The organism is Amycolatopsis mongoliensis (genome assembly GCF_030285665.1).
In the GTDB taxonomy this organism is placed as follows: Bacteria; Actinomycetota; Actinomycetes; order Mycobacteriales; family Pseudonocardiaceae; genus Amycolatopsis; species Amycolatopsis mongoliensis.
In genome coordinates this window covers 9,035,060-9,059,400 of the sequence record NZ_CP127295.1, presented here as the reverse complement: position 1 = coordinate 9,059,400, position 24,341 = coordinate 9,035,060, and the positions used below count along the sequence as shown (strand labels likewise).

The window sequence follows — 24,341 nt, the reverse complement described above, 5'->3', positions numbered from 1 at the left end:
CCGCGTCGTCTGCAGTGGCTGAAGCGGGCTTGGCGTTGTCGTCGGCGGCGGAAGCATGACCAAGCCCGGACGTGCGCTCGAAGGTTTCAACCCCGCAGGCAGAATGGGTGGCCGGCCGGATCGCGAAGTACGCGAAAGCGTCCAGGATCGGGCTGGTGCGTTTCTTTGGTGGCACCCGACCGGATCGCTGCGTGTTCGGCGCGGTCGAGGTCTTCGACAGCGAGGTCGAGGTGTAGTTGCTGCGAGCGCTCGTTCGATGGCCAGGGCCGGTGCGAGGTCTTGCTCGAAGGCGAGCTGCTCCGGCTCACCGAGCCGCGGCTCGTGGGCATCGGCGAACTACCTCCGGTCCTGCCTCGCTGGTACCACTGGGGTTTGCGCTACGTGGTGCGCACGCGAGAGTGTTTGGTCGTGCAAGTCACGGAACCAGAGTGAACCGGCAGGGGTCAGCCGAGGGCAAGAGTCACGTCCTGGGCCGCATTCTGGTCCGGCGAGCCCGCTTTGGTCGCGTCGATCGCCGCGGCGACGACCGCTGTGTCGCCGGTTGCGTAGGTGGTGGCGTCGTTCTCGTTGTCGACGGAGAGGACGGCGGTGTGGCCGGTGCCGTCACAGGTGGCGGCGAATTCGTCGCTGGCGCCGAAGGCCGCCGCGTCGGTGTCGTTGACGTAAGCGATGAGCGTCCCGTGGAACGCCTGGTCGCAGGTGTAGGCGAGGGTCACGTCGACCGTGTCATCGGCGGCGACGGCAGCGCTGACGATGTTCAGCGTCGCGGCCCGCGGAGACGCGGCGGCAGGGGTGGCGGTCAGCACGGCGAAGGTCGCAGTCCCGGCCGCGGCGGTAGCGACGATCCTGGTCCAGGGGCGTGCAGAGTTCATGGGGATCACTCCTTGTTCCGTTCTTGGGACCTCTTGTCCAGCACTGCGCCGTTCTGGCAGCGAGGAGATTCTCGCGCCGTTTCGGTGCGGCTCGAAATCCCCCGGGAGAAAGGCTCCGTCCCAGATGCGCGTGCTGACACGGGTAAGGGAATTCCGCCCCTTGACCGGTTCGTGACCGTCGGCGCCGCGACCACGTCGGCCTCCACGCGGTCGTCGCACCGCGCGCGACGCCGACCCGGACAACGCGCTTTCGGTGGCGCAGCTGGTGGCCGACTGGGCTGTGAACGGCCCGCGGTTCACTGTTGTCCTTCGGCGCTGGCATCGTCAAGCGCCTGAAGCTCATTCCTCGTTCGTGCTGGAGTCCAGTTCGGTCAGGACTACGGTTCCCCGCGGTGAGATTCGATAGCCGACGTCCAGGCTCTCGGTCAGCCCCATCTCCTTGAGCTTGCGGACGTCGATCTTGAACGCGGCGGTGGGTCCGCCGGCCATCTCGGCCAGTGCCGCTGCCCGCAGGCCCGGGTGGTCGGCGATGAGCCGCAGGGTCCGATGCGTCCAGCGGCCGTGCCGGCTCGCCCGGTCAAGCCGGGTGAGCACGGCGTCGAGATCCTCCTTGGACAGAGTCGGCGACGCCCTCAGCGTCACGCGCGGATCAGCCCCGTCGAACCGCACCCCGATCCGGAAGATGTCGCCGTCGTGTCCCGCCAGCGAATCAAGCAGCTCGTCCAGCGTGCCCATTCCGGCTCGGCGGGCATCCGCCACCGTGATGTCGCCCGGTTCGAGCCCGTCGACCGACTCGATGAGCAGTACGCCCGCCGCGGTCCGGAGGCGGGTGCCCACGCGCACCCGCGGAGTGCGCCAGCGAGCCGGGGACTTTCACGCTGCGGGATCCTCTGTGACAGAGGCGTGGCCCGGCTTGGCCGCGGGTGGCGTTCAAGTCCGCAGTGGACGGTGATCCGGCGAAGGGGCCGGCGACTGTCCGTGCTGGACTGGCGACGTCGAAGGTGACGTCGCCGGCGGAGCCCCGCAGCGTCGATGACCAGTCGGCTGGCTCGACGACCACACGATCGGCCACGGCGTGCCCGCGCGCACGTCTGGGCGGTAATGGCTGACGGCTCAGGCGCGGCCCGGCTGCTGATCGCGGAGGCGGAGGCCCTCCTGACGACCTGTCCGGTTCCGGCCACTGACCAGGGGGAACCGAAAGCGGAACTACGGCGTCCCACACGTGGCAGGCTGTTACATTGCCTGCATGACGTGTCACTAGTAGAGGGTGGCCGGCGGGGAGGAAATCCGGTGGGTTTCGAAGTCGACGTCGCGGACATCAGCAACGCGGCAGCCAAGCTCGGCGAGGGGAAGCCGCCGACGCTTTCCGCGGGAGGTTCGCCGAACGTCGGGAGCACGGCTCGGGCCGGCGGCTTCGCCGGTGACTACGACGTCTGGCTGGCGACCCGGAAGGACGACCTGTACGCCGCCCAGCAACAGGTCGAGAGCTTGGTGGAAAGCATCCAAATCGCCGCGAAGAGCTACCACGGCACCGATTCCGAAGCCCGTGACGCCTTCCTGAAAGCCCTGGACAGCAGCTTCGAACGGATCGACCGGTGAGCGTTTTCGACAAGATCTACGCCCTCGCCGACCAGGTGGAGAAGGGCAGCACCACCGAGCTGGACGACCGCGCCCGGGCCTGCCGGGCCACGAAGGAAATGGTCCAGGACGCCAAGGCCCTGCTGGAGAGCGTGCGCGTCCAGCTGAGCGAGGGCTGGCACGGCGGCGCCGGCGAAGCGGCGCTGAACTCGCTGGATGCGTTCAAGAAGAACCGCGACGACCAGGCCCGGGACCTTGAGGAGTCGGCCAAGTCGTTCGAGACGATCCGCGACGCGCTGGCGAAGGCCCAGCAGGATGCCCGGAGCAAGCGCGCGGACGCCCAGGCCCTCCAGAAGAAGCTCGACCACGGGTGGCACGGCTTCGGGATCCGCCAGGTCGACCTCGCCGCCACCTGGGCGAAGGACAAGGTCCTCAAGGCCGAAGCCCTGGTCCTGCTGGCCGACCTGGAGCGGGTGACCACCACCTACGACGCGATCCTGCTCATCGAGGGCCAGAAGCTCCGGTTCAAGACGGGCCAGGTGTGGGAGCTCGCGGGCTCCGAGAAGCGGAACGACGCCGAGATCGTCGCGATCATGCTCCGCGAGCTGCCCGGCCTCGCCGCGCTGGTGGCGAAGAACCCGGAGCTGAGGGACGCCCTGGTGCACAAGGACTGGGACAAGCTCATGCAGAACCCCGAGGTCGCGCAGAAGATCTACGACTACCTCGGCTTCAAGTACAACAAGGAAGGCGACTTCTACACCACCGGCGAGCATTCGGCGCAGAGCTACTTCGGGTGGCGCGACCTCTACGACAAGTTCGGGCCGTACCTCGGGATGCACCTCGACGAAACCGGCACCGACGGCGACAACATGGAGTTCACCGACCCCAAGACCGGGAAGACCTACCGGTTGGAGCTGTGGAAGGGCAGCTACGGGAACCACGGCGCGTTCGGCGGCGAGGTCGGGTTCTACAGCAGCGACTCGCCGAACAACGACGGGCACTTCAACGCCGCCCAGGATGACGACCAGATCAAGGTGACCCAGACGATCTACAACAAGGGAACCGGCGAGGTCTACTTCACCAACGACGGCCAGGGCGCGGACGGCACCGACAAGAAGCACTTCTGGAACCTGGCGATCCGCACCGAACCCGGCATCGAACGCGGCGACCTCGGCCAGCGCGCCACGATCGAGGTGCGGGATACCGACATGCGCGACCGGATGTACAACGAGATGACCCGGTACGCCGCCGCGCACCCCGAACAGCACCTGACCGTCACGAAGGGTTCCGACCACCCGCCCACGCTCAGCTACGACTGGCGGAAGTGACCCCTACATCGAGGTGACCGGCCTGAACTCGTACGGCCCGTCGTCGTCCTCGTCGCGGCGGCGGGCGGGGGCGGCCTTCTCGGTCAGGCCGGCGAACACCCGGTCGACGTCGACCAAGGCCGCGACCTCGTCGGCGACGTGCTGGCCGTGCCGGTCTTCGATGTCCTCCAGGCCCGCGCGCAACGCCGTGGTGGCGGCGCTCCTGGCCTGGTCCCGCAACGCGCTTGCCAGCTCCTCCGGCGTTTCGCCGGAACCCCGCCTCGAGTCGGTCATGCCCTCAGCCTAGGTGGAACGGGCCGGGTTTTGCCAACCCCGGCAAGGGGTCTCGGTGCGCGGAGTACCGGCCGCGAGAGGCGAACTACTTGATCGAAGGGAAGACCTGCGCGCCCCGTCTGGGGTTGCTGTCGGGCGTGGGGGAGATGCTGGACTTGCGGTTGATCGATTTCATGGATCATCCACGGGGCGCCGGGTCGCGTCGCCGTGGAAGTCCGAGCTGTTGCGGTATCAGTTGCCGGTCGATCTGCGCCGGCCCGGGCGACGCGACGTCGCAGGGTTCTTGGCTTACAAGGCCTGCCGGACTCGGACGGAGCGGGCGTCCGGCGCGACTTGAGACAAGGAATGCTGGGTGTTGGCGCGTTCACGAGATCGCCACCACGCACCGGCAGGCACCGGCCGCGTGGCTGACGTGGACCGGATCGGCCGGCGAAAGCTCCTCGTACTCCTCGTTTCCGAACCCTATCTTGATGATCTCGGCTGAAGGCGGGGCGAGCACGGTTCCACGCCGGACTCGGCGGCTGCCGCTCGCCGGGTCGGGCTTGCCGAACACCAGCACCCGGTCGCCCTCGGCGAAATGGTTCCAGTGACCGCCCTGGAGGGTGCTCCAGGCGGCCGTGAATGCCTGCTGGACCGCCGTGAAGTCCGCCCCCGACGCCGCCGCCAGTTGCTGCAAAGTGGCCTTCGACGGAGGTGCGACGGGACGGCCGGTCTCCTCCGGCGTGAGCCATGACCGCAAGTAGGGCGCGGGCAGGCCGGCACTGTCGGAGGTCGCGTGGATCGACGACTCCGGCCGGTGGCACGCAAAGAGGTCCGCGATGCGCGACTCGGACTGCACGACTCCTCCTGACAACGGGGCGGGTAGGGGGTGCTGACCGTGGATCAGCCGGGTGCTGGTCCGCCCCTGGGCCGATCGTACACATACTTGCTGAGTAACACGCAAGTTAGTTTGGTAGGCTTCAGCCCATGGCCACCATCCGTCGCACCCAGCAGGAACGCCGGGACCAAGCCGAGGCCGCATTGCTCGCCGCGGCCGCCGAACTCGTCGTCGAACAGGGCGTGCGCTCGCTGACCCTGGCGCGCGTCGGGGAACGCGCCGGGTACAGCCGCGGCATCGTCACGCACCACTTCGGCGCCAAGCAGGCGCTGATCGAGCGGCTCGCCCGGACCACGCAGGCCGGGTTCGTGCCGGGCCTGGACGAACTGCCTCCCGGGCTCGACCGCCTGCTGCGGCTGATCGACGGCTACCTCGGCGAACTCGGCCGGCTCGGTGTCTTCAACCAGGCATTCCTGCTGTTGTGGGCCGAGGCCGCCACGCAACCCGACCTGGCCCCGATCTTCCGCGAGCGGGACGCCGCTTTCCGTGCCGACCTGCGCGCCGATGTCGAGGCCGGTATCGCGGCCGGCGTGATCGATCCCGGCCTCGAGCCGGACGATGTCGCCATCGCCGTCGTCGGGCAGCTGCGCGGGATCGCCTTGCAACGGCTGCTGGACCCTCGCGGTGTCGATGTCGAGCAGGTGCGCCGCAGCGTCACCGGCTACTGGCGCCGGACACTCGGGCCGGCACAGGCGCCGACGTCGTAGTTCCGCGGTGCCGGCCCGTCGGCATCCTCCGGACCACCGCGCGGCGCCACCCCGGCCGGATCGCGCTCGTCGCCGCGACGCGCACGCTGACCTACCGCGACGCCCTCCGAACGTCCTGTCAGGCCGCTGATCGCTCGCTCACGTCCGGTCATGCCGATGAGGCGACGACGAGGGGATCCGGCCACGAAACGGGCCAGGGTCCCTACGACGAAGGGGGGAGGTTCTGGCAGAGGGAGGTGGGGAAGGCCGGTTCGACGGCCAGGATTTCGCCGCAGCCGCCGCCCTTCGCCGACGCGAAGCTCGTCCAGCCGTTGCCCGCCCAGCGGTAAGCGACGCGGTACGCGGCCTGGCCGCTGTGCCGCTGCAGGTCGTGGATCAGCCAGTTCTGGTCGCACGCCCGGGTCGTGCCCGGGTGCTCGGCCTCCGCGCTGAACTCCGCCTGCGCGACCCACGCTCGGTCGCAGTGGTCGGCGGGCGGCTCGCAACCGAGGATCTTGTCGCAGTGCTTCCAGCCGCCGGCCAGCAGCCGCCAGGCGTCCCCGGCGTTGACGATCACCGGCCGCTTCCCGATCGGCGCCGCAGTCTTCATCGGGAAGTCGGTCGGGACCTGGTCGCAGCCCGGCCCCTCCTCGGCTTGGAACAGGACGCTGGCGTCGATCCGGTCGGCGTCCTCGGTCACCTGTGTGTGCGGTTCGACTGCACAAGCGGACAGGTCGACGTGCAGCACCGCACTGTGGTCGTCCGGACCCGGCCGGATGTCGGTGACCCACGCGGCCGTGTCCGCCGGGGGAGGAGCCGGCACGGGTGGCTGGTCCGTCGCCGACGTGGTGGCCGATGGGGTTTCCGGCGCAGCGGTGCTCCGATAGGGGATGTTCAGCGCCAAGAGCAGGCAGAACGCGAGCCCACCGGCGGCGAGCGCCCCGAAAGTCCACAGCACGGGTCTGACGAATCTCGACATCGAAGTCCCCCCCTCGACGTTGCCGATGGGAGCCTACTTCACGTCGTCGGCCTCCGGGATGCCGAGTTCGGTGCTCACCGAAAAGTCAGGACCCCGGCAAGGGGGTGTGCCTCGAATGTCCCCTCAACCGGCACAGCGACCTGGTCGCGGCCTCAAGCGCCGAAGATGGGGATCGAGGTGCAGGCGTTGCCGTTCACGCCCTTGAACTTGGTGAAGGAGCCGTTGGCGTTCTTCTTCCAGAACGACACGCAGATCAGTGAGCCGTTCGGGAAAGTGCGGTTCACGGTGAAGGTGCGGTCGACCTCCTGATCGGTGGGGCCGGTCTGTTTGTACCCGTTGGGGCCGAAGATCTCGAAGAATCCGGTCGCCCCGGTCTCGCTGAGCTGCCGCCACGCGTAGACCGTGGCGACCTTGGTGCCACCGCCCGTGGTGCGGTTGCACAATGCGTTCGCGTAGCAGACGACCTCGGTGTCAGTGGTGCCGGCAGCAGCCGGGCCGGCGAGTGCCGAGGTGGCTGCGACGATTATCCCGGCCAGCGCCACAGTGCGTTTACCAGACCGTATTGTCATGACCTCTCCTCTGCCGCAGTGGTGAACTTCGGTGGGTAACTTGGTGCATCGAGTGTTCAAAGCGGCCACGACCTCGGCCGTGCTGCGGTACCTACGACTGGCTCGGACCGAGGACACCAAAGCCGGCCATCATCACGGCCACAGCTGCTTCTTCACTCGCCGCTCCTTGGTCCTCGCCTGCTGCATTGCGAAGCCGACACGGCCGACCGCGATCGCGGGTTGATGGAACTCGCGGCAATCACCCGATCGGCGCAACCCGCACCGTGTTCCAGAACCAGGTCCGCCACCAGTTCGCCCAGGTGAGCGCGTCGACCGAAGGTCCGCCCAGGTGACGAGGTGTTCGGGCACGGCCGGATCGGGCGGATCGACGCGCGGGACATCGCGGCGACCGCCGCCGTGCACTGTCCGATGTGGACTTCGCCTCGGTGATCAGCGTGACTTCCTGCTCACCGGCCCGCAGGCGCTGGAGGCAGCGGTGATCATCACCGCCGTGACCCGGACGGCCGGTCCGGGTGATGCACGCCAGTGCGGACGAGCAGGCAGCCGATTTGCTCGCCGCGGGCATCCCCGCTCAGTTCGCCGCGATCCTGGCCGCCGCCGGCGTCCGCCGCGCGGTGGGGAAGGGTGCCACACAGCTACGTCCGGCTGACCGACGACCGGGCGCTGCCGCCGGCCACGCAGGACCTGATGATCGCCGAAGCGGACCGCCTGACCCCGGACAGCTCGTTCGCGGTGCATTCCCTGCCGGGCGGCCACTCGCCGTTCCCGACCCGCCCCGCCGAGCTCGCCGAACTACTCGGCCGGATCGCGAAGCAGGCATGAGGCCCGCCGGCAGGCTGTGCTGCTGTCGGGGACGTTCGTCCAGCTGATGAGCGTCACCGTGATGCAGCTGGCGGTCCCGCGCATCCGCCACGACCCGGCCACCGGTTCGGGCGCGGAGCAGCTCGCGCTGGTCGGCTACACGCTGACCTGCGCTTGCGCGCTGATCACCGCGGCCCGGCTCGGCGACCGGTTCGGCTACCGGCGGGTGTTCGTCGCCGGGACGGTCGTGTTCACGCCGGCGTCGCCGGGCGCGGCGACCGCGCCGGACGTCGGAACGCTCGTGGTCACCCGGCTGGTGCAAGGCGCCGGCAGTGGCTTGGTCGCGCCGCAGATCCTGTCGCTGATCCAGACCGCGGTACCGGCGGACCGGCGAGCCGGGGTGCTGGGCCGGTACGGGGCGAAGATGACGAGTCGACCAGCATGGCCGGCGCGACGGGCGATGGTGACCGTCGCGCCGGCGTGCTTGTCAGCCCGCCTCGCAGCCGGTCTGGTCGACCGAGCTGACGCCGAAGTAGGCGACCTTGCCGTCCTGGATCAGGAACGTGTAGTTGTTCGTGTCATCCTGCGGAACCGACGTCTCGAACACGACAACGCCGTTGCGCTCCTCCAGGTCACCGGTGGGGTAGAGCCGGAACAGCTTGCCCGTCGACGTCCCCCGGGCGGCGCCTTCCCTGGTGTGGGTGCCCGCGGGCGCGGGAACCTGCTTGACGCCGTAGTCGTGCGAGATGGTCACGTAGTCACTGTCGCCGCCGTAGATCCAGTGGTACGAGCCGCATCCCTCGGTGTTCACGCCGTCGAGGATCTTCCCCGTGGCCAACGCATCGTCCAGGCTCATCCCCAGGTGGATGGGGCCGTAACCGTCCGGCCCGAACACCCTGCTCGTCGCCGCGTCGGCCGTGCCCGCGACGGACAGTCCGGCTACTAGGGTTCCGCCGACGACGAGCATGCGAGAAACCTTGGTGAATGCCATGTCCTTCCCCCTGTCCAGATCGATCATTTTCTTTCCTGGTAAGACGTACGGCCGCACCCGGGGGTTGCTCACCGCAGCAAGTCGGGGGCGACTTTTTCGGCCGGCTGCAAGGGGTTGTGTATAACAACATATTCAGGCCCGGAACGACGTCGGCGACCAGGCAGCTGCGAGGTCCCGGCATGCCGCGGCGACCTCGGTCAGGGCGCTTTCGTGCCCGGGCTGGCGCCTGGCCGTTCCACCAACCGCTCGCCCGCGGCGGTGTCCTCGCACGCGCAGCAGTTGAAGCTGTGGCGGGGGAGTAGCTCCCGACGGGCAGCGGGCCGACACGCGGGGCGCCGCCACGAACACGCCGGAGCAAGGCCGGCGCATGCTCATCGCCAACCCGCAGGGGATCGCCCGACGCCTTGGTGTCGCAAGTGGACAGTCAGCGGCGACTCGCCCGCCGTCCGCCCGCACCGGTCCGCCACCTTGCCGGCGGACCGGTGCACAGGAACCCGTGGTGTCGTCAGCTTTCGGGATCAAGGTCGGCGGCGTTCTTCCCCTCGGCTCGAGAGCCGCGCGGAAAGCAGCCGGGCTCGCGGTGGTGCTCGGCGATCCACTGAGCGAGCGCGGCGAGCGTGGTTTCGACGCTGCCGGCCATGTACTGGCGCAGAGCGTCCACGTCGGCCCGGGTCCGTCCCAGCACCGGGTCGAAGCGCAGCAGCTGCCAGGACTGCCGGACCAGGCTTCCTCGTCCTTGGGGACGGAACTCCCAGCTCCAGCGGACGATGCCGGTTTCGGTGCCGCCGACGACGAAGGTGAACGCGGTGCCCGGGTCGGCCCGCTCCACTTGGGATCGCGTCGTCCATTCCCGGCCGTCCCTGCGGTTGGCGCCGCTGAACCACGCGCCCGCCCGAGGGCCGGCGCCGTCGTCGTAGGAGACGCTGCTCGCCGTCGGGCTCCAGCGGCCGATCGCGGAGACGTCGCTGATCAGCTCGTAGACGTGCGCGGGTGCGGCGTCGACCCACGCGCTCCTGGTGAAGGCGAATCCGGTCACGTCGATCGTCGCCGAGGTGCCGGGGTCATCGGTGATGTTCACGGTGTCAGCCCACCTTCGCGGGCGCTCGGTATCCAGCCCCGCCGTTGCCTATCCCCAGCTGGGGCAGGCTGACGGCGGCGATGCGATCGATACTGGAGCCATGACCGGAAAGACGCAGCTCGGGGCCTTCCTCCAGGCGCGGCGAGCACAGGTGCGTCCTGAAGACGTCGGGATGCCGACCTACGGCGAGCGCCGGCGCGTGCCGGGCCTCCGCCGTGAAGAGCTGGCCTTGCTCGCCGGGGTGAGTGCCTCGTACTACACCCGGTTGGAGCAGGGACAATCCCTCAGCGCCTCGGCCGAGGTCCTCGAGGCGATCGCCGGGGCGTTGCGGCTGGACGAGTCGGAGCGGCGGCACCTGCACGATCTGGCCCGGGCCGATCGGCGCCGTCCCCGGAGCCGGCGTCCGGCGCCGGAGCGGGTGACCGAGGCGGCCGGCCAGCTGCTGGACGCCCTGACGGGGGTACCCGCGATCGTGCTCGGCCGGCGCAGTGACGTGCTGGCCTGGAACCGGATGGGACACGCGCTGTTCGCCGGGCACCTGGACTTCACTGCCCCGGCGCGGCCCGCCGAACGCCCGAACATGGCCCGGCTCGTGTTCCTCGACTGCCACACCCGGGAGCTCTACGCCGACTGGGCGAGCAAAGCCCGGGCGGTGGTCGGGAACCTGCGGCTGGTGGCGGGGGAGTACCCGGACGACGCGGGGCTGCACGCTCTGGTGGGGGAGCTCAGCGCCAAGAGCGCCGAGTTCGCCGGGATGTGGGCAGATCACCGGGTCAAGGCCTGCGCGGTCGCCCCGTACGAGATGCGGCACCCGCTCGTCGGGTCCCTCACGGTCCTGCAACAGACGCTGAGCAGCGGACCGGGTCCCGCCGTCGTCGTCGCGACGACGGAGCCGGACTCGCCCGCCCGGGCCGCACTGACGCTGCTCGGCCAGGCGGTCGATCACGACACCGTCCCGGCGTCCCCGTCGAACCGGCCGGTCTGATCCCACGCTCCCGGGCCTTCCGGCCCGGCTGAACCCACCACACCCCGCGCGCGCCGGTGTGTCGCTGACGCGCGCTCGAAAACAAGTGAAGGAACCATGTCCAAGAAGCTTCCCTGGTACGCCGCTTCGGCGTCCGTTCTCACCGCCGCGAGCGTCGCGCTGGCCGCCACGCCCGCTTCCGCGGTCTCCGCCCCGCTGCACGACGCCCGGATCGCCGCCCACTTCGACCTGGTCGCGGGGCAAACGCCGGAGAACGTCGCCTTGACGCCCGGAGACGCCGCAGACGTCACGTTCGCGGCGGGGCGCCAGATCGCCGAAGTCTCCCCGAGCGGCGCCGTCCGCGTCCTGGCCACCCTGCCCGAGCCCGCCGACGGGGGAGTCCACACGCCGGTGCTCGGTTTCCCGCTCACCGTCGGGATCACCCGGGCAGGGGACGGCACCCTGTACTTCCTCTACGCCACCGGCACGGCCGATCTCACCGGCGTGTGGCGGCTGCGGCCCGGCGGCCGGCCCCAGCGGATCGCCGCGCTCCCGGCCGGGGGCCTGCCCAACGGCCTGGCCCTCGACCAGGACACCGGCACCCTGTACGTCACGGACTCCGTGCTCGGCACCGTCTGGCGGGTGTCTTCGGCCGGCGGCACCCCGGCCGCCTGGTCGACCGCTCCCGAACTGGCGGCCGCGGGCTTCCTCGGCGCCAACGGCCTGAAGCTCCGCGGTGGTGCGGTGTGGGTCACGAACCTCGACCGTGGCACCGTGCTGCGCATCCCGATCCGGCGGGACGGCAGCGCCGGTGCGGTGCGGACGGTCGCCACCGGGCTGACGGGCGTCGACGACTTCGCGTTCACCGGCCGCGGGGACGAACTGCTCGCCGCGCTCAACGGGCCCAGCGAGGTGGCCCTCGTGCGGCCTGACGGGAGCCACACGATCGTGCTCACCCCGGCCGACGGTCTGCAGAACCCCACCTCGGTGGCTGTGCGCGGCAGCACCGTCTACGTGTTCAGCGCCGCGTACGTGACCGCGCGGGACCCGAACCTCGTCGTCGCTCACCTCGGCTGCTGACGACGTCACCCAGCCTCGTCGCCGTGCAGACGCGGGTGCCGCGCGATGTGCAGCGCGGCACCCGCGCCGCCGATGTGCCGGTCCTGGCACGGGCGGGCATCAGGACAGCTGGGTGACCTCCGTGTCCGTCAACGCCTTGCCGACCACGTGGACGTCGTCGACCGCGCCGCTCCAGAAGTCGACGTTGCGGCCGTCGTACTTGGCCCGTCCGACCGTGAACGCGCCGGTGCCGGTGAGCGCCGGTCCGGCCGGGGCCGTCGCGACCTTCACGCCGTCCACGTAGAGCCGGATCTCGTTGCCGGCCCGCACACCCGTCAGCTCGTACCAGCGGCCGATCTCCGGCACGACCTCGTACCGGGCCCGGTTGCCGCCGGGCGTGCTGAACGCGAACGCGCCCTGCCCGTACTGCAGATAGAAGGGGCTTTCCCGCTCTCTGCCGTCCTGGCTCACCGCGGTCGCGTAGTTGCCGGGCAGCTGGTCGAGCCGCACCTTCGCGGACACGGTGTAGTCACCGGTCGTGTCGACGACCGGGCCGTAGGTGTCGGCGGAGCCACCGGTGAACTGCAACGCGCCGTCCTTGAACGTCACCCCGGTCGGGGTGAGCGTCAGCGGGTTGTTGCCGCCGCTCGAGTCCTTCGCGGTCGTTCCCCCGCGCTCGTCGAGGTTCCACTCGCCCTTGCCCGCGTAGGGGTAGGGCTTGCCCGCGTTGGCACCAGCCTCGATCACGCGCCGGTTGATCTCGCGGACGGGACCCGCGTCGACCTTGATGCGCTTGCGGTCGTAGGTCCAGAGCCCGTTGAGCTCGCCTTCCAGGTCGGTGACCTGCGTGTAGACCGAGGCGGACAGCTCGGCCCTGGCCTGCCCGAGGTAGAACGTGCGCGTGTTGTCGACGTACTTCGCCGTCAGCGCCGCCTTGTCCGCCACGCCGCTGTAGATCGCGATCGGCGCACCCGGCCACTGGTGACCCGGCGTGCGCAGCGTGAAGCCGCCGTGCTCACCGTCCATCGCGACGCGCCTGCCGTCCGAGCTGGCCGGGTCGGTGTTGTTGTAGTCGTGGTGGTCGATGACGTCGCCGCGGCCCGAGTCGCCCTTGGAGGCGCAGCAGTTCACCCCGCTGTGGGCGTTGACGATCCGGCTCGGGTCGGCGGCCTTGACCTGGTCGGTGATCCGGCCGGTGGCCGTCTTGTCCCACTCGCCCCAGCCCTCGTTGAACACGATCCAGGCGTAGACGGACGGGTAGTTCTGCAGCTGGTGCATCTCTTCCAGGCCCTGGCTGAGCCACGCCTGCTGCGCCGCGGGGTTGTTGCCGTCGTCGAGGGACACGAAGTCCTGCCAGACCAGCAGTCCCAGCTGGTCCGCGTGGTAGTACCAGCGGGCCGGCTCGACCTTGATGTGCTTGCGGACGGCGTTGAACCCGAGATCCTTCTGGGCCTTCAGGTCGAAGACGAGGGCGTCGTCGCTCGGCGCGGTGTTCAGGCCGTCCGGGTAGAAGCCCTGGTCCAGTTGCATCAGGGAGAAGAACGGCTTGCCGTTGAGGGTCAGCTTGGGCGTGCCGTTGACGGTGGTGATGCCGGTGGACCGCATGCCGAAGTAGCTCTTGACCTTGTCGCCGCCCAGCTTGATCTCCAGCTGGTACAGGTACGGGTCGTCCGGCGTCCACAGGTGCGGGTTCGGCACCGGCAGCTTCAGGTTCGCGTTCGCCGGTCCGGTGACCGTGCCGACCTGCCGGCCACGCGTGTCCTTGGCAACCGCCGTGACGGTGGCGTTGCCCGCGGACTTGACGTTCAGCGCCAGCGAGCTGGTGGTGAGGTCGGGAGTCGTCTTGATCTCGTCGATGCCCCGGTCCGCCACCGGCTCCAGCCACACGGTCTGCCAGATGCCCGACGACGGGGTGTAGAAGATGCCGCCGGGGTTGGGGGACTGCTTGCCCTTGGGCTGGTACGGGCCGGTCGTGTCGGTGACGGCGACGACGATCTCCTGCTCGTCGCCGCGCTTGAGAGCGTCGGTGATGTCGGCGCTGAACGCCGTGTAACCGCCGGTGTGCTCGGCGACGGGCTTGCCGTTCACCCAGACCTTGGCCTGGTAGTCGACCGCGCCGAAGTTGAGCTTGAGGCGCTGCCCGCTGCCGATCTTCCAGTCGCGCGGGACGGTGACCGTGCGGCGGTAGAACATGTGGTCCTCGTGCCGTTCGAGCCCGGAGAGCTGCGACTCGATCGGGTAGGGCACGATCACCTTCTCGGGCAGCCTCTTGCCGAACGTGGGCTGCTGGCCTTCCTTGGCGGCCGAGAACTCCCACGGGCCGTTGAGGTTGACCCACTTGTCGCGCTCGAGCTGCGGCCGCGGGTACTCCGGCAGCGGGTGGCGCGTGTCGACGTTCTCGCCCCACGGCGTCCGGAGCCGTTCCGTCGAAACGTTCGCGACCGTGCGTCCGGTCTTGCCGACCTTCGTGCCGTTCACCGCGAGCGCGCCCGCGCCGTCGTAGTAGAGGGTGACCCGCTGGCCCTTCAGGACCCGCTCGGCCAGCCGGATCGTCGCCCGGTCGCGGCTCGTCGTGATGGACGAGACCGGCATCGGCGTCGCGTCGACCTCGATCCGCAGGTGGTCCTTCAAGTCGCTCGTACCCGAGACGCGGCCGTCGAAGCCGGTCGTGAGCGTGCGACCGTCCTGGGACACCTCCGCCGAGCGCGGCACGACGTTGTAGCCGGCCGGCGGCGTGAACGCCGACAGCGGCACGATCTGCTTCGCGATGGCCGCACTCGACCAGCGCAGGAACATGTTGGCGCCGCCGGTGTCCTGGAACATTTCCAGCTTGAAGTCGTACTGCTTGCCGGCGTTCAGCGTGATCGGGGCGCTGGTCTGCTCGGTGTCCCAGTCCCCGACCCAGTGGTCGATCACCGGTGCGCCGTCGATGAACAGCCGGAACCCGTTGTCGCCGATGGCGTAGAACGTGTAGTCGCCGGTCTGCGGCACGGCGATCTGCCCGGTCCACCGCGCGGTCGTGTGCTCCGTGCGCCCGGCGATCAGTCCGAAGACCGAGGTCAGGTCCGGATGGTTGACCTCCGAGTCGAGGGCGGTGCCGGCCAGGTTGGCGAAGTCGTGCGCGTCCGGCGCCGACGGCGTGAAGTACTCGGCCTTCAAGCCGTGCACGGGCTCGGCGGCGCCTGCGGGCGGCGTGCCGGACGCCACGCCCAGCGCCACCAGCAGGGCGACGAGGACGGAAGCGGCTCTTCTCATCGGCGAGACCTTTCACTTTTACAACGTTGTAAAACGCTCTGGGGAATCGAAGCAGACAAGTCGGACGACTATCTACCGCCGAATGGCGGTATCTTGAGGGCCAACTGCCGAGGCTCCTCGGTGAACCATGGGTAGCTGCCCCACCGCGGTGGTCAGGCGGGTGAGGTGCGCCTCGCGGGTCTCGACCTGGTCTTCACCACAGTCGACGTGCTGATCAACGTCTGTACGAGCGCCGCCGCGGCGCCGCCCGGTGTTCGGCACCGTGGAGGAACACGGCTCACCAGGCCGCAGCCGGCGGAGACGCCGATGCGCGTTTCCGCCAGTCCCCCCTGAGCCCTCAGCGCGCGGCGAGCGCCCGGCGCACCTCGCCGGCGCCCACCACCACGGGGGAGCGCAGCGATCCGACCTCGCCGATCTCGATCTCGACCACGTCTCCCGGCCGCAGCCCTTGATCGAGCCCCGGCACGACGGACGTGCCCGTCGAGAGCACGGCGCCGTCGGGGAAGTCGTTGTCCCGCCACAGGTATTCGACCAGTGTGGCCGGTTTGCGGTTGAGCTGGGCAGTGCTGGCCTCGCCGGCGAACACTTCGTGACCGTCGCGCAGGATGCGCATGCGGAGGTCGAGCGACAGCGGGTCCGGCACCTCCCACGCCGGTCGCACCCGCGCCGACACCGCGCACGAACCGGTGTAGATCTTGGCCTGCGGGAGGTACAACGGGTTCTCGCCTTCGATGCTGCGGGAGCTGACGTCGTCGACCACCACGTACCCGGCGATCTCCCCGGTGCCGGTCAGCAGCAGGCCGAGTTCCGGCTCCGGCACGTTGTTGGCGGAATCGGCGCGGATGGCGATCGGCTCGCCGTCGGTGACCACGCGCCACGCGGGCGACTTGAAGAACAGCTCGGGCCGCTCCGCGCGGTACACCCGCGCGTAGATGTCCTCGTCGGCGCTCTCCTCGCGGCGGGCCTCCTCGGACCGCAGGTAGGTCACTCCGGCGGCCCACACCTCCATCCGGCCGTCCAGCGGCGGCAGCAGGCGTGTTCCGGCCGTGGACACGGGCTCCCCGGCGGCGTCGGCGAGCTCGCGGATCTCCGCCACGGGTCGGCGCAGCAGCTCGCTCATCGACGCCACCGCGAGCGGCCGCAGCTGCTCATCGGTGAGCAGGCCGACGCGGCTGGTGCCGGTTCCGTCGGCGAATCGCACCAGGTGGCTCATTCCGGACCTCCTCGTTCGGTGTCGAACCTACGGAGTGCGGAGCGTGGCGGTCAACGAGTGTCGAACAGCCGGGAGCGGCCGCGGACGAGGCAGTCGTCGCGGGAAGGGCGACAGGACCGGCGGGGAGCACGGGTGCACTCGATCAAAGCGGCGGCTAATGGCGAAGGTGCCCGGCGCGAGATATTGCACGGCCGGGCACGGTCGGAGCGCGCATTTGGCGAATCACGACCTCGTGATTCGGCGCAAGGTTTTAACCGATATCAGGTATCCGGTCGCCTTGGTGCCGGAATCGGGTGATCGAACTCGCTCACGGTCGCGGAATCGTCGGCCGTCGACGTCGATCTGCTCGGTGGTAGGCCGAAAAGACCAGTGAAGGGTGCGTTCCTCCAGGGCGGGGAACTCTATTGACACCACTTCCGGGAATCGGAACACTGTGTCGCGGCGCCGGTGTTCCGTTGCGCCGAGGGGTTGTCAAAATGCCGATCACGGGGAGATCGGACGTTGATTGTGCACGGTGTCATCCGGTGTCGTCCTGCTGTTTTGCGGCAGCACCGTGCGGTTGTGTCGAGAATGAATTTCGAGGAGGACACATGAGGATTCGTGCTTTGCGGCTGAAGACCGTCCTGGCGTCGGCGGCCCTGGTGGCCGGCGCCGCGCTGGTCTCCGCGCCACTCGCGTCCGCGGCGGCGCCGGACGGTGCCGTGCAGTCTCCGCAACTCGGCCAGTTCACTCAGGCGCAGGTCGAGAAGTTCTGGACCCCGGAGCGGCTGCGCGGTGCCAGACCGGTCACCCAGGACGCCCCGAAGGCCGCGGCGAGACCCGAGAACGCTTCGCCGGTGCTGACGCCCGGCGGGGACCAGTTCGGCAACGCGCAGGCGGCGCGGCCGTACACGTCGGACTTCAACACGCGGGTGACCGGCAAGATCTTCTTCCTCAACCCCCGCGACGGCCTGACCTACGTCTGCTCCGGCTCGGTGATCAACTCCACCGGCAAGAGCGTGGTCGCCACCGCGGCGCACTGCGTGTTCCAGGGTGGGGCCGGTCAGTCGGTGTGGAGCCAGAACCTCATCTTCATCCCGTCGTACGACAACAACAGCCGCCCCCTGGGCACGTGGTCCGCGGCGACGTTCTGGATCCCGACGACGTACTTCAACCACGGCAACGACGGCTTCACCCACGAAGACGACGTGGCGACCGTGGCGATCGCCGCCCAGGGCACGTCGAAGATCACCAACGTGGTCGGCGGCCTCGGCTGGGTGTCGAACAACTCCGGCGTGATCAACGGCTGGGACACCCACGGGTACCCGCAGGAGCTGTACGGCGGCCAGAACCAGCTGCGCTGCATCGGCAACGGCCGGGACGCCGGCGGCTTCAACGGCGACACCTACCTGTTCACCAACAACTGCGTCGCCTTCGGCGGGTGGAGCGGCGGCCCGGTGATCAACGGCAGCAACCAGCTGCTCGCGGTCACCTCCGGCAGTGACCGGTCCACCAACTCGTTCTACGCGCGTGCCGCGTCGAACACCTGGGTCCCGGTGCTCAACGCGGCCCAGGCGGCCGGCTTCTAGACCCGGTTCATCGGGTCACCCTCGACGAAATCGTCACCACAGCGCCCGCCGGAAGCACCTTCCGGCGGGCGCGCCGGCCATCGGCGATTCTCCCCGGTTCGCGCCGGCGAGGTGCCGCTCATCCGGAGTTGATCCGTGTTCAAAGACGGCGAGGCTGGGTATTCGCGGACCTGAGTCCCCGTCCGTGCTTGGCGAGGATTCGGCCACGGCGTCGGTTCAGCAGCGAGCCGGCGCTGTCGTCGTGGGCTACCGCGGGTCTGTGGCCCGGTCCAGGGGGAGGCTCATGGTCGGTCTTGAGCGGCCAAGGCGGCTGCGACGAAGTCGTGGGCGACCTCGCGGAGCTTCACGTTCTGCTCCTGCGACGCCTTCACGAGCAGCTTGAACGCGTCGTCGGCCGGGATGCGGTGCAGGGCCATCAGGATGCCCTTCGCCTGGTCGATCACGGCGCGAGAAGTCAGCGCCGCGGACAGTTGTCCCATGGTCTCGCGGGCTTCCTGGTGCCGGCGGGCGCTGCGCAGAGCGGCTTCGGCGGCGGTGGTGTACAGCTCCAGCAGCGCCGCGTCGAGGGCACCGAAGCTGTGGCCGCCCGTGTCGTACAGGTTGAGCGAGCCGTGGTACTCGCGGTCGACGAACAACGGTGCGGCCAGGTAGCCGAGCACCGCGGACTCGCCGGCGGCCGCGGCGAACTCGGGCCACCGCTGCCCGGTGTCGGCCACCTTGACCCGCTGGAGCTCGCCGGTCCGGGCTGCCTCGAGGCAGGGGCCCTGCCCAGCGTCGTACTGGGCCTGGTCGATGCGGTGCGCGGTGTCACCGGTGGCCGTCGCCGTGTAGGGGGTGCCCTCGCGCAGCAGCGTGATGCTGGCGATTTCCGCGTCCGGCACCGCGTGGATGACCTGTTGGCACACTCTCTGCAGGACCACGGACAGGTCCTCTTCGTCCGCGAAAGTGCCGGCCAGCCGCTCCAGTGCGGTGGTGACGTCGTCCACTCGCCGCGCGGCGTCCCGCTCGTCCAGGAGGTTTTCGTTCATGCGGTGCTCCTTGGCCAGGTTTCCGGACAAGGCACGTCGCCGGGAGTGGTCCGGCAGGGCCCTTGGTCGTCCGAGCGGAGTTCCCACGTCCGGCGCGGATGACACCTCGGCCGGCGCACCGCTTCGGGGCCACCCCCGCACGGCCCATACGCCCTGGGCGCCCCGCGATGCGGACGCCTTCACCGGTCTCACCGCACCGCGCGGGCCGGCGTTCGACACCCTGCCGTCTTCGGCGCCGTCGTTGCCGGCTTCCCGGACACCGTTGACGGACAAGGAAAAGAAGACCACGTGTTCACCTCCGATAACTGCTACTACATGGGGGGAGTACCGGCTCATCCCCGGCGTGGCGCACAGTCGGCCTGGCCGTGCACCACGGCCCGGACTTCGACAAGACCGACCCCGAAAAGCCGAAGAAGAACAGTGGGAATCCGGCTGCAGTTGCACGACACACCGCAGGCGATGATCTCCTGCCACGGGCCGGATGGCAGTGGGCTTCGGTCTGGCCCACGTCATTGCCCCGGCTCAGGTTCGTTTGCTCTTGGCGCGGAATGCGACAGTCGCCCGGCTGCGCGAAGCCGGGTGCGACCATTCCGGACAGTCAACGGCGTCGGGCCGACGCGGATGACGTCGGTCGATGGTGCAGGTAGCTCACGGGTGTCACAACTGTCCCGAGTGCTCGACGGCCGGTTCGTGCCGGTGAACTCGGTTCTGAAGTCTTCGTCGTCTCCTATTCCGGATGTCGGCCCTACGCTGGGTATCCGCTTACGACGAGTGGGGCAGTGGGTCTAGACCAGAAGCCCAAAGAGTGATGTGGATCACCTGCTCTGGTGTTGATTGCACCCGTTGTGAGCGAGTGGTCACCTTCTCTACAGTGGCCCGCGTGTCTCTGGAGATCGAGTCACACTTCCATCGGATTCGGTTCATGAACCCTCACCTCTTTCAAGGAGCAAGCCTTGCTTGGAAACGCCATGAGCAGTGGCCGGGTTGGTACTCGCCGCGCCGCGCTCGGGCTCGCTTTGACCGTCGTGGCCGCCACAGCCCTGACCGGCTGCAGCGCGCTCGACTCGAACGCCTCGGCGAGCGGGGGCAGCCTGGAGAAGTCGAAGATCAAGGTGGCGATCTTGCCCACCGTCGACACCGCTCCGCTGTGGCTGGCCCAGGACGCCGGCTACTTCAAGGCCGAAGGTCTCGAGGTGGAGGCCGTCATGGCCGCGAGCGGCCAGGCGGCGCTGACGAAAGCGGTCTCCGGTGAAACCGACATCTCCATCTCCAGCTACATGCCGTTCTTCGTCGCGAAGAGCACGGGTACGGCCGACTTCCAGCTGGTCGCGGACGCGACCTCGGTCAGCCCGAAGTCCGTCGCGATCGTCACGGTGCCGAACTCGCCGGTGAAGACGGTCAACGACCTCGCGGGCAGGCGGATCGCGATGACCGCCAAGAACACGGCGAGCGACCTGCTGGCCAAGTCCCTGATGAAGGACCACGGTGTCCCCATCGACAAGGTGAACTGGGTCCCGAGCCCGTTCCCGAACACCGCGGCGGCGCTGGCGCAGGGGCAGGTCGACGCAGCCCTGCTGCCGGAGCCGTTCCTCTCGCAGGCCGCCAAGACCGCGGGCGCGATCCCGGTGATCGACGTCAACTCCGGTGCCACCCAGGACTTCCCGCTTTCGGGCTACGGTGCGATTTCGAAGTGGGTGCAGGCGAACCCGAAGACCCTCGCGGCCTTCCAGCGCGCGCTGCAGAAGGCCACCAGCGAAACGAACAGGGACCGGTCCAAGATCGAGCCGCTGCTGGTGAAGTACGCGAAGATGGACGAAGACACGACCAAGCTGCTCAGCCTGCCCAGCTTCAGCGCCAAGCTGGACGCCCGGCGTCTGCAGCGGGTGCCCGACCTGATGCTCCAGATGGGCGCGATCACGAGCAAGGTCGACGCCGCGTCGATGATCGCCCCGCAGGCGACCAGCTGATCTGACGAAACCGATCGGCGGCCTGGCCGGCTTCCTCCGCTTGAGAGGTCGTCGTCCAGGCCGCCGGTGCCGCCCTGCGCGCTCGTCGAGATGCTGCCGGTCGCGGGGCTGCGGCCGAGGTGGTTCCGGCCGGTCCGGATCGGACGGTCCGCGACCTGCTCGCGCACATGATCGGGCTGAACGCCGACGCGCCGGCCGGTGACCGAGCCCGAGGAAGCGGCCGCCCGCCATCGTCCGGGCGACGGGGCGTCCCATACCCGTCGACAGTCCGCACCGCCCGGGCGCGACCTGTCACGGGACCGCGGCCGACCGGACGGCGAAGTGGGCCGCGGAGACGGCGAGGCTGACTTCCCGGACCGCGGCCTTGTCCACAATGGAGTGATCGGTTCGCCTGCGGCTCAGGCTGCCGTTTCGGCGGTGGCGGTCAGGACCGCGCGGCCGAGGATGTGGCCCGCCATGGTGAAGCCGAGGACGGCCGGGGTCGCGTCGGCGGCGACGCCGATGGAGTCGACGTCGAGGGCGTGCACCACGACGAAGTAGCGGTGCGGTCCGTGCCCGGCGGGTGGGGCTGCGCCCAGGAACCGGCTCGCGCGGGCGTCGTTGGGCAGCTGGAAAGCGCCCTCCGGGAGGCCGGAGCCGGTGTCGTCGCCCGCGCCTTCGGGCAACTGCGTGACGGTGGCCGGGATGTCGGCGACCGCCCAGTGCCAGAACCCGGAGCCGGTGGGGGCGTCGGGGTCGTAGACGGTGACGGCGTAGCTCCTGGTTCCTTCCGGCGCGCCGCTCCAGGACAGCTGCGGGGAGATGTCCTTGCCGCCCGGGACCCCTGACGAGAACTGCTCGGGGGGCCAGGTGGCGCCGTCGGCGACCGTGGTGCTGGTGACGGAGAAGGCGGCCGCTTCGGGGAGGCGGGCGAACGGGTCGTTGACGGTCATCTGAGGTCCTTCCAGGTCGTATCATCGACGATCATATAGATAATCGATTATCTAGCGCAACATCTATGCTGTCGGCCATGGGTCAGATGCTGTCGGAGCAGGTCTACGCACACCTGCGGGACGCGATCATGCGCGGGGACTACGCCCCCGGCGCCGCGCTCAAACCCCAGGATCTCGCCCGGGACCAGGGCGTGAGCCTCGCCGTGGTGCGCGAGGCGCTCGTGCGCGTGGTCGGGGAGGGCCTGGCCGACCGGCTGCCGAACCGCGGCTTCGCCGTCCCGGAGTTCTCCGACCGGCGCTGGCAGGAGATCACCGAGGCGCGCCGGACCGTCGAGCCGGTCGTGCTGCGCCTGTCCATCGAGCGCGGCGACGTGGACTGGGAGGCTCGCGTGCGCGCCGCGCACCATCGCCTGGCCCGCACCGAGCCGTATGCGCCGGGAGAAGGCGAGCACTACAGCAGCGCCTGGTCCGAAGCCCACCGCGCCTTCCACCGCACCCTGCTGGAAGGGTGCGGCAACACCGCCCTGCTCGAGACCTTCGACCGGATGTGGGCCGCGAGCGAGCTGGCTCGCCGCTGGTCGGCACGCCGCGCACCCGGCCGGGACGCCGTCGGCGAGCACCGCCGCCTGGAAGAGGCAGCACTGAGCCGCGACGCCGACGCCGCGGCCGAACTGCTCGCCCGGCACCTCACCCTGACCGCGGCCGCCCTCGACGGCTGATTCCCGTTCGGACGGTCGGGATCGGGTATTCCTGGCGGGAATGCCCCGCATGCCCGCGGTCGTCGGGATGCATCTCCGGCGGGGCCTGTCCGGCAGGAAAGGCGTCGGCCATGTCGCGTTGCCGGCTGTGACGGCACTCGATCTTTGATACCGGGTGGTCGAAGTGCGGCCGCAGAAGGCGAACCGCGGCCCGCCGCCGGGCTCCGACCAGCGGAATGTCGCCGAGGTTGTCATTTCTGACCCACGAGAAGAGGTTTCGGGGAGGGGCGAAACGTTTTCGGGGCAGTTGACGCTGTTCACGCGCCGCTGGCACTTTCGATCTTGCGAGAGGGCCTTCACCCGGCTGGGGGATGCAGGGGTGACGTTCTGGCTCTCTCGGTAACGGGGCGCGGCTTACTGGGGAAGGCGGAAGATCGCATGGCGAAGAGCGACGGCCGAAGTGCGCGATCACGTCGAGGCCGCGCCGGGGGAGCAGGTGGCGGGTTCTGCCGGCCTTGCTGCTCAGCCCGAACCGGGTGGTGGCCGAGGGCCAGCTGATCGACCCGCGGTGGGAGACCGGCCGCCGACGAACGCGCGCGGCCGGCTGCAGGTGCGGGTAGCTGCGCTGGTCTGGCAGAAACGGATCTCCTAGTCGACGACGAGGTGATCCGGCTGGCGCAGTCGCGCCACATCCGTTGACTCCGCTGGGGTTCACGCGCCCGGAACAGTCCACTGGGGATCGCTGTCGGTCGGGCCGCGCCCGAGCACGGCTGCGGCGAACCCTGCTCTTTTTCACTGGAAAACCGAGAGAAAGCGTGTTGTCGTCATGCATCTGAGAACGAGAGTTCTTGCTCTCCTCACGTTCACCCTGTCCGCGGTCCTGCTCGGCACCACGCCGGCGCCGGCCGCCACGGCCCAGACCGTGGAAATCGCCGCGCCGACGAGCAGCGGTCTGCCGCCCTACGTCGCCGTCATCAACCCGGTCACCGCGGAACGGCTCGGGAACAGCTGGCACGAGGGCTGCCCGGTCGGTCCCGACCAGCTGCGGCTGGTGAGCCTGAACTTCGTCGGCTTCGACGGTGCGGTGCACCGGGGCGAACTGGTCGTCAACGCCGACCGCGCCACCGAGGTCGCCCGCACCTTCGCCGACCTGTACTTCGGCCGGTTCCCCATCGAGCGGATGGAGACCGTGGAGAAGTACAACTCCGACGACGACGCGTCGATGGCGGCCAACAACACTTCCGCGTTCAACTGCCGGGCCATCACCGGCGGCACCGCCTGGTCCAACCACTCCTACGGACGCGCCATCGACATCAACACCGTGCAGAACCCCTACATCTCCGGCAGTGGCACGGTTTACCCGCCCAACGGCGCGCCTTACGTCGACCGCACGCAGACCGTGCCCGGCATGATCCACGCGGGCGACGCCACCGAGCGGGCGTTCACCACCCGCGGCTGGACCTGGGGCGGCTCCTGGGACACCCCGATCGACTACCAGCACTTCGAGAAGCCCTGACCCCGGACCGAGAAGCGCCGACGCGGACCGGAACGGTGTGATCCGTCCATGACGGGAACGCGCCCGAGATCGTCGCCGGATGTGGCGGCGATCTCGGGCGCTGCCGTCG

23 protein-coding genes and 1 pseudogene are annotated in these 24,341 nt (G+C 69.4%); 11 read left to right on the top strand and 13 right to left on the bottom strand.

Going from position 1 to position 24,341, the window contains the following annotated elements; all coding sequences use genetic code 11:
* Nucleotides 1-86: 86 nt before the first annotated feature.
* The 3 genes from QRX60_RS43465 to QRX60_RS43455 all read right to left on the bottom strand — a co-directional run bounded on the left by QRX60_RS43465 (nucleotide 87) and on the right by QRX60_RS43455 (nucleotide 1,715).
* A complete protein-coding gene (locus QRX60_RS43465) occupies nucleotides 87-329 on the bottom strand; it encodes a VOC family protein (RefSeq protein WP_285997306.1) in 243 nt (80 codons plus the stop codon).
* A gap of 114 nt (nucleotides 330-443) precedes the next feature.
* Nucleotides 444-872 (bottom strand): hypothetical protein, encoded by a 429-nt coding sequence (locus QRX60_RS43460; RefSeq protein ID WP_285997305.1) that lies wholly within the window; start codon nucleotides 870-872, stop codon nucleotides 444-446.
* A gap of 339 nt (nucleotides 873-1,211) precedes the next feature.
* Nucleotides 1,212-1,715: a hypothetical protein gene (locus QRX60_RS43455; protein ID WP_285997304.1), complete on the bottom strand. Its 504-nt coding sequence runs from the start codon at nucleotides 1,713-1,715 to the stop codon at nucleotides 1,212-1,214.
* A gap of 447 nt (nucleotides 1,716-2,162) precedes the next feature.
* Between QRX60_RS43455 and QRX60_RS43450 the strand changes: the two genes are divergently transcribed.
* Nucleotides 2,163-2,471, top strand: a complete 309-nt coding sequence (locus tag QRX60_RS43450) for a hypothetical protein (RefSeq protein ID WP_285997303.1) — start codon at nucleotides 2,163-2,165, stop codon at nucleotides 2,469-2,471.
* Nucleotides 2,468-3,778, top strand: a complete 1,311-nt coding sequence (locus QRX60_RS43445; RefSeq protein ID WP_285997302.1) for a DUF4474 domain-containing protein — start codon at nucleotides 2,468-2,470, stop codon at nucleotides 3,776-3,778. The genes QRX60_RS43450 and QRX60_RS43445 overlap by 4 nt, the downstream gene beginning before the upstream one ends.
* A gap of 3 nt (nucleotides 3,779-3,781) precedes the next feature.
* Here QRX60_RS43445 and QRX60_RS43440 read toward each other — a convergent pair whose 3' ends face one another.
* Complete coding sequence (locus QRX60_RS43440) at nucleotides 3,782-4,051, bottom strand: hypothetical protein (protein WP_285997301.1); 270 nt, start codon at nucleotides 4,049-4,051, stop codon at nucleotides 3,782-3,784.
* Nucleotides 4,052-4,415: 364 nt separating this feature from the next.
* The gene (locus QRX60_RS43435) at nucleotides 4,416-4,889 is read right to left on the bottom strand and encodes a hypothetical protein (protein WP_285997300.1); all 474 of its coding nucleotides are present in this window, start codon (nucleotides 4,887-4,889) and stop codon (nucleotides 4,416-4,418) included.
* 128 nt (nucleotides 4,890-5,017) lie between these two features.
* On the opposite strand from QRX60_RS43435, the gene QRX60_RS43430 reads away from it, so the two are divergent.
* Nucleotides 5,018-5,635: a TetR/AcrR family transcriptional regulator gene (locus QRX60_RS43430; protein ID WP_285997299.1), complete on the top strand. Its 618-nt coding sequence runs from the start codon at nucleotides 5,018-5,020 to the stop codon at nucleotides 5,633-5,635.
* A gap of 202 nt (nucleotides 5,636-5,837) precedes the next feature.
* On the opposite strand, the gene QRX60_RS43425 is transcribed toward QRX60_RS43430, so the two are convergent.
* Together QRX60_RS43425 and QRX60_RS43420 are read right to left on the bottom strand one after the other, a co-directional pair.
* A complete protein-coding gene (locus QRX60_RS43425) occupies nucleotides 5,838-6,593 on the bottom strand; it encodes a hypothetical protein (protein ID WP_285997298.1) in 756 nt (251 codons plus the stop codon).
* A gap of 152 nt (nucleotides 6,594-6,745) precedes the next feature.
* Complete coding sequence (locus tag QRX60_RS43420) at nucleotides 6,746-7,135, bottom strand: hypothetical protein (RefSeq protein ID WP_285997297.1); 390 nt, start codon at nucleotides 7,133-7,135, stop codon at nucleotides 6,746-6,748.
* A 651-nt stretch (nucleotides 7,136-7,786) separates the two neighbouring features.
* Between QRX60_RS43420 and QRX60_RS43415 the strand changes: the two genes are divergently transcribed.
* On the top strand, nucleotides 7,787-7,984 hold the full coding sequence (locus QRX60_RS43415; RefSeq protein ID WP_285997296.1) for a hypothetical protein: 198 nt from the start codon (nucleotides 7,787-7,789) through the stop codon (nucleotides 7,982-7,984).
* A 46-nt stretch (nucleotides 7,985-8,030) separates the two neighbouring features.
* Nucleotides 8,031-8,324: pseudogene (locus tag QRX60_RS43410) on the top strand (MFS transporter); the annotation flags it as partial.
* Nucleotides 8,325-8,450: 126 nt separating this feature from the next.
* Here QRX60_RS43410 and QRX60_RS43405 read toward each other — a convergent pair.
* Together QRX60_RS43405 and QRX60_RS43400 are read right to left on the bottom strand one after the other, a co-directional pair.
* Nucleotides 8,451-8,930 (bottom strand): hypothetical protein, encoded by a 480-nt coding sequence (locus QRX60_RS43405; RefSeq protein WP_286003886.1) that lies wholly within the window; start codon nucleotides 8,928-8,930, stop codon nucleotides 8,451-8,453.
* Nucleotides 8,931-9,459: 529 nt separating this feature from the next.
* Nucleotides 9,460-10,032 carry an SRPBCC family protein gene (locus QRX60_RS43400; RefSeq protein ID WP_285997295.1) on the bottom strand — a complete coding sequence of 191 codons (573 nt, stop codon included), beginning with the start codon at nucleotides 10,030-10,032 and terminating at the stop codon, nucleotides 9,460-9,462.
* Nucleotides 10,033-10,132: 100 nt separating this feature from the next.
* On the opposite strand from QRX60_RS43400, the gene QRX60_RS43395 reads away from it, so the two are divergent.
* The gene (locus tag QRX60_RS43395; RefSeq protein ID WP_285997294.1) at nucleotides 10,133-11,017 is read left to right on the top strand and encodes a helix-turn-helix domain-containing protein; all 885 of its coding nucleotides are present in this window, start codon (nucleotides 10,133-10,135) and stop codon (nucleotides 11,015-11,017) included.
* A 96-nt stretch (nucleotides 11,018-11,113) separates the two neighbouring features.
* The gene (locus QRX60_RS43390; protein WP_285997293.1) at nucleotides 11,114-12,076 is read left to right on the top strand and encodes an SMP-30/gluconolactonase/LRE family protein; all 963 of its coding nucleotides are present in this window, start codon (nucleotides 11,114-11,116) and stop codon (nucleotides 12,074-12,076) included.
* 99 nt (nucleotides 12,077-12,175) lie between these two features.
* Here QRX60_RS43390 and QRX60_RS43385 read toward each other — a convergent pair whose 3' ends face one another.
* Nucleotides 12,176-15,310, bottom strand: coding sequence for a LamG-like jellyroll fold domain-containing protein (locus QRX60_RS43385; protein WP_285997292.1), 3,135 nt, complete (start codon nucleotides 15,308-15,310; stop codon nucleotides 12,176-12,178).
* 337 nt (nucleotides 15,311-15,647) lie between these two features.
* Nucleotides 15,648-16,523, bottom strand: coding sequence for a fumarylacetoacetate hydrolase family protein (locus QRX60_RS43380; protein WP_285997291.1), 876 nt, complete (start codon nucleotides 16,521-16,523; stop codon nucleotides 15,648-15,650).
* A gap of 590 nt (nucleotides 16,524-17,113) precedes the next feature.
* Between QRX60_RS43380 and QRX60_RS43375 the strand changes: the two genes are divergently transcribed.
* Complete coding sequence (locus tag QRX60_RS43375) at nucleotides 17,114-18,091, top strand: trypsin-like serine peptidase (protein WP_285997290.1); 978 nt, start codon at nucleotides 17,114-17,116, stop codon at nucleotides 18,089-18,091.
* 281 nt (nucleotides 18,092-18,372) lie between these two features.
* Here QRX60_RS43375 and QRX60_RS43370 read toward each other — a convergent pair whose 3' ends face one another.
* Nucleotides 18,373-19,119 (bottom strand): GAF and ANTAR domain-containing protein, encoded by a 747-nt coding sequence (locus QRX60_RS43370; RefSeq protein ID WP_285997289.1) that lies wholly within the window; start codon nucleotides 19,117-19,119, stop codon nucleotides 18,373-18,375.
* Nucleotides 19,120-20,087: 968 nt separating this feature from the next.
* Here QRX60_RS43370 and QRX60_RS43365 point away from each other — a divergent pair.
* A complete protein-coding gene (locus QRX60_RS43365) occupies nucleotides 20,088-21,086 on the top strand; it encodes an ABC transporter substrate-binding protein (protein ID WP_285997288.1) in 999 nt (332 codons plus the stop codon).
* Nucleotides 21,087-21,484: 398 nt separating this feature from the next.
* Here the strand turns inward: QRX60_RS43365 and QRX60_RS43360 are convergent, their stop codons facing one another.
* Nucleotides 21,485-22,018 carry a YbhB/YbcL family Raf kinase inhibitor-like protein gene (locus QRX60_RS43360; RefSeq protein ID WP_285997287.1) on the bottom strand — a complete coding sequence of 178 codons (534 nt, stop codon included), beginning with the start codon at nucleotides 22,016-22,018 and terminating at the stop codon, nucleotides 21,485-21,487.
* Nucleotides 22,019-22,104: 86 nt separating this feature from the next.
* On the opposite strand from QRX60_RS43360, the gene QRX60_RS43355 reads away from it, so the two are divergent.
* Together QRX60_RS43355 and QRX60_RS43350 are read left to right on the top strand one after the other, a co-directional pair.
* Entirely contained in the window at nucleotides 22,105-22,737 is a 633-nt protein-coding gene (locus QRX60_RS43355; RefSeq protein ID WP_286003819.1) for a GntR family transcriptional regulator, read from the top strand.
* A gap of 805 nt (nucleotides 22,738-23,542) precedes the next feature.
* On the top strand, nucleotides 23,543-24,232 hold the full coding sequence (locus QRX60_RS43350) for a M15 family metallopeptidase (protein ID WP_285997286.1): 690 nt from the start codon (nucleotides 23,543-23,545) through the stop codon (nucleotides 24,230-24,232).
* Nucleotides 24,233-24,341: the final 109 nt, after the last annotated feature.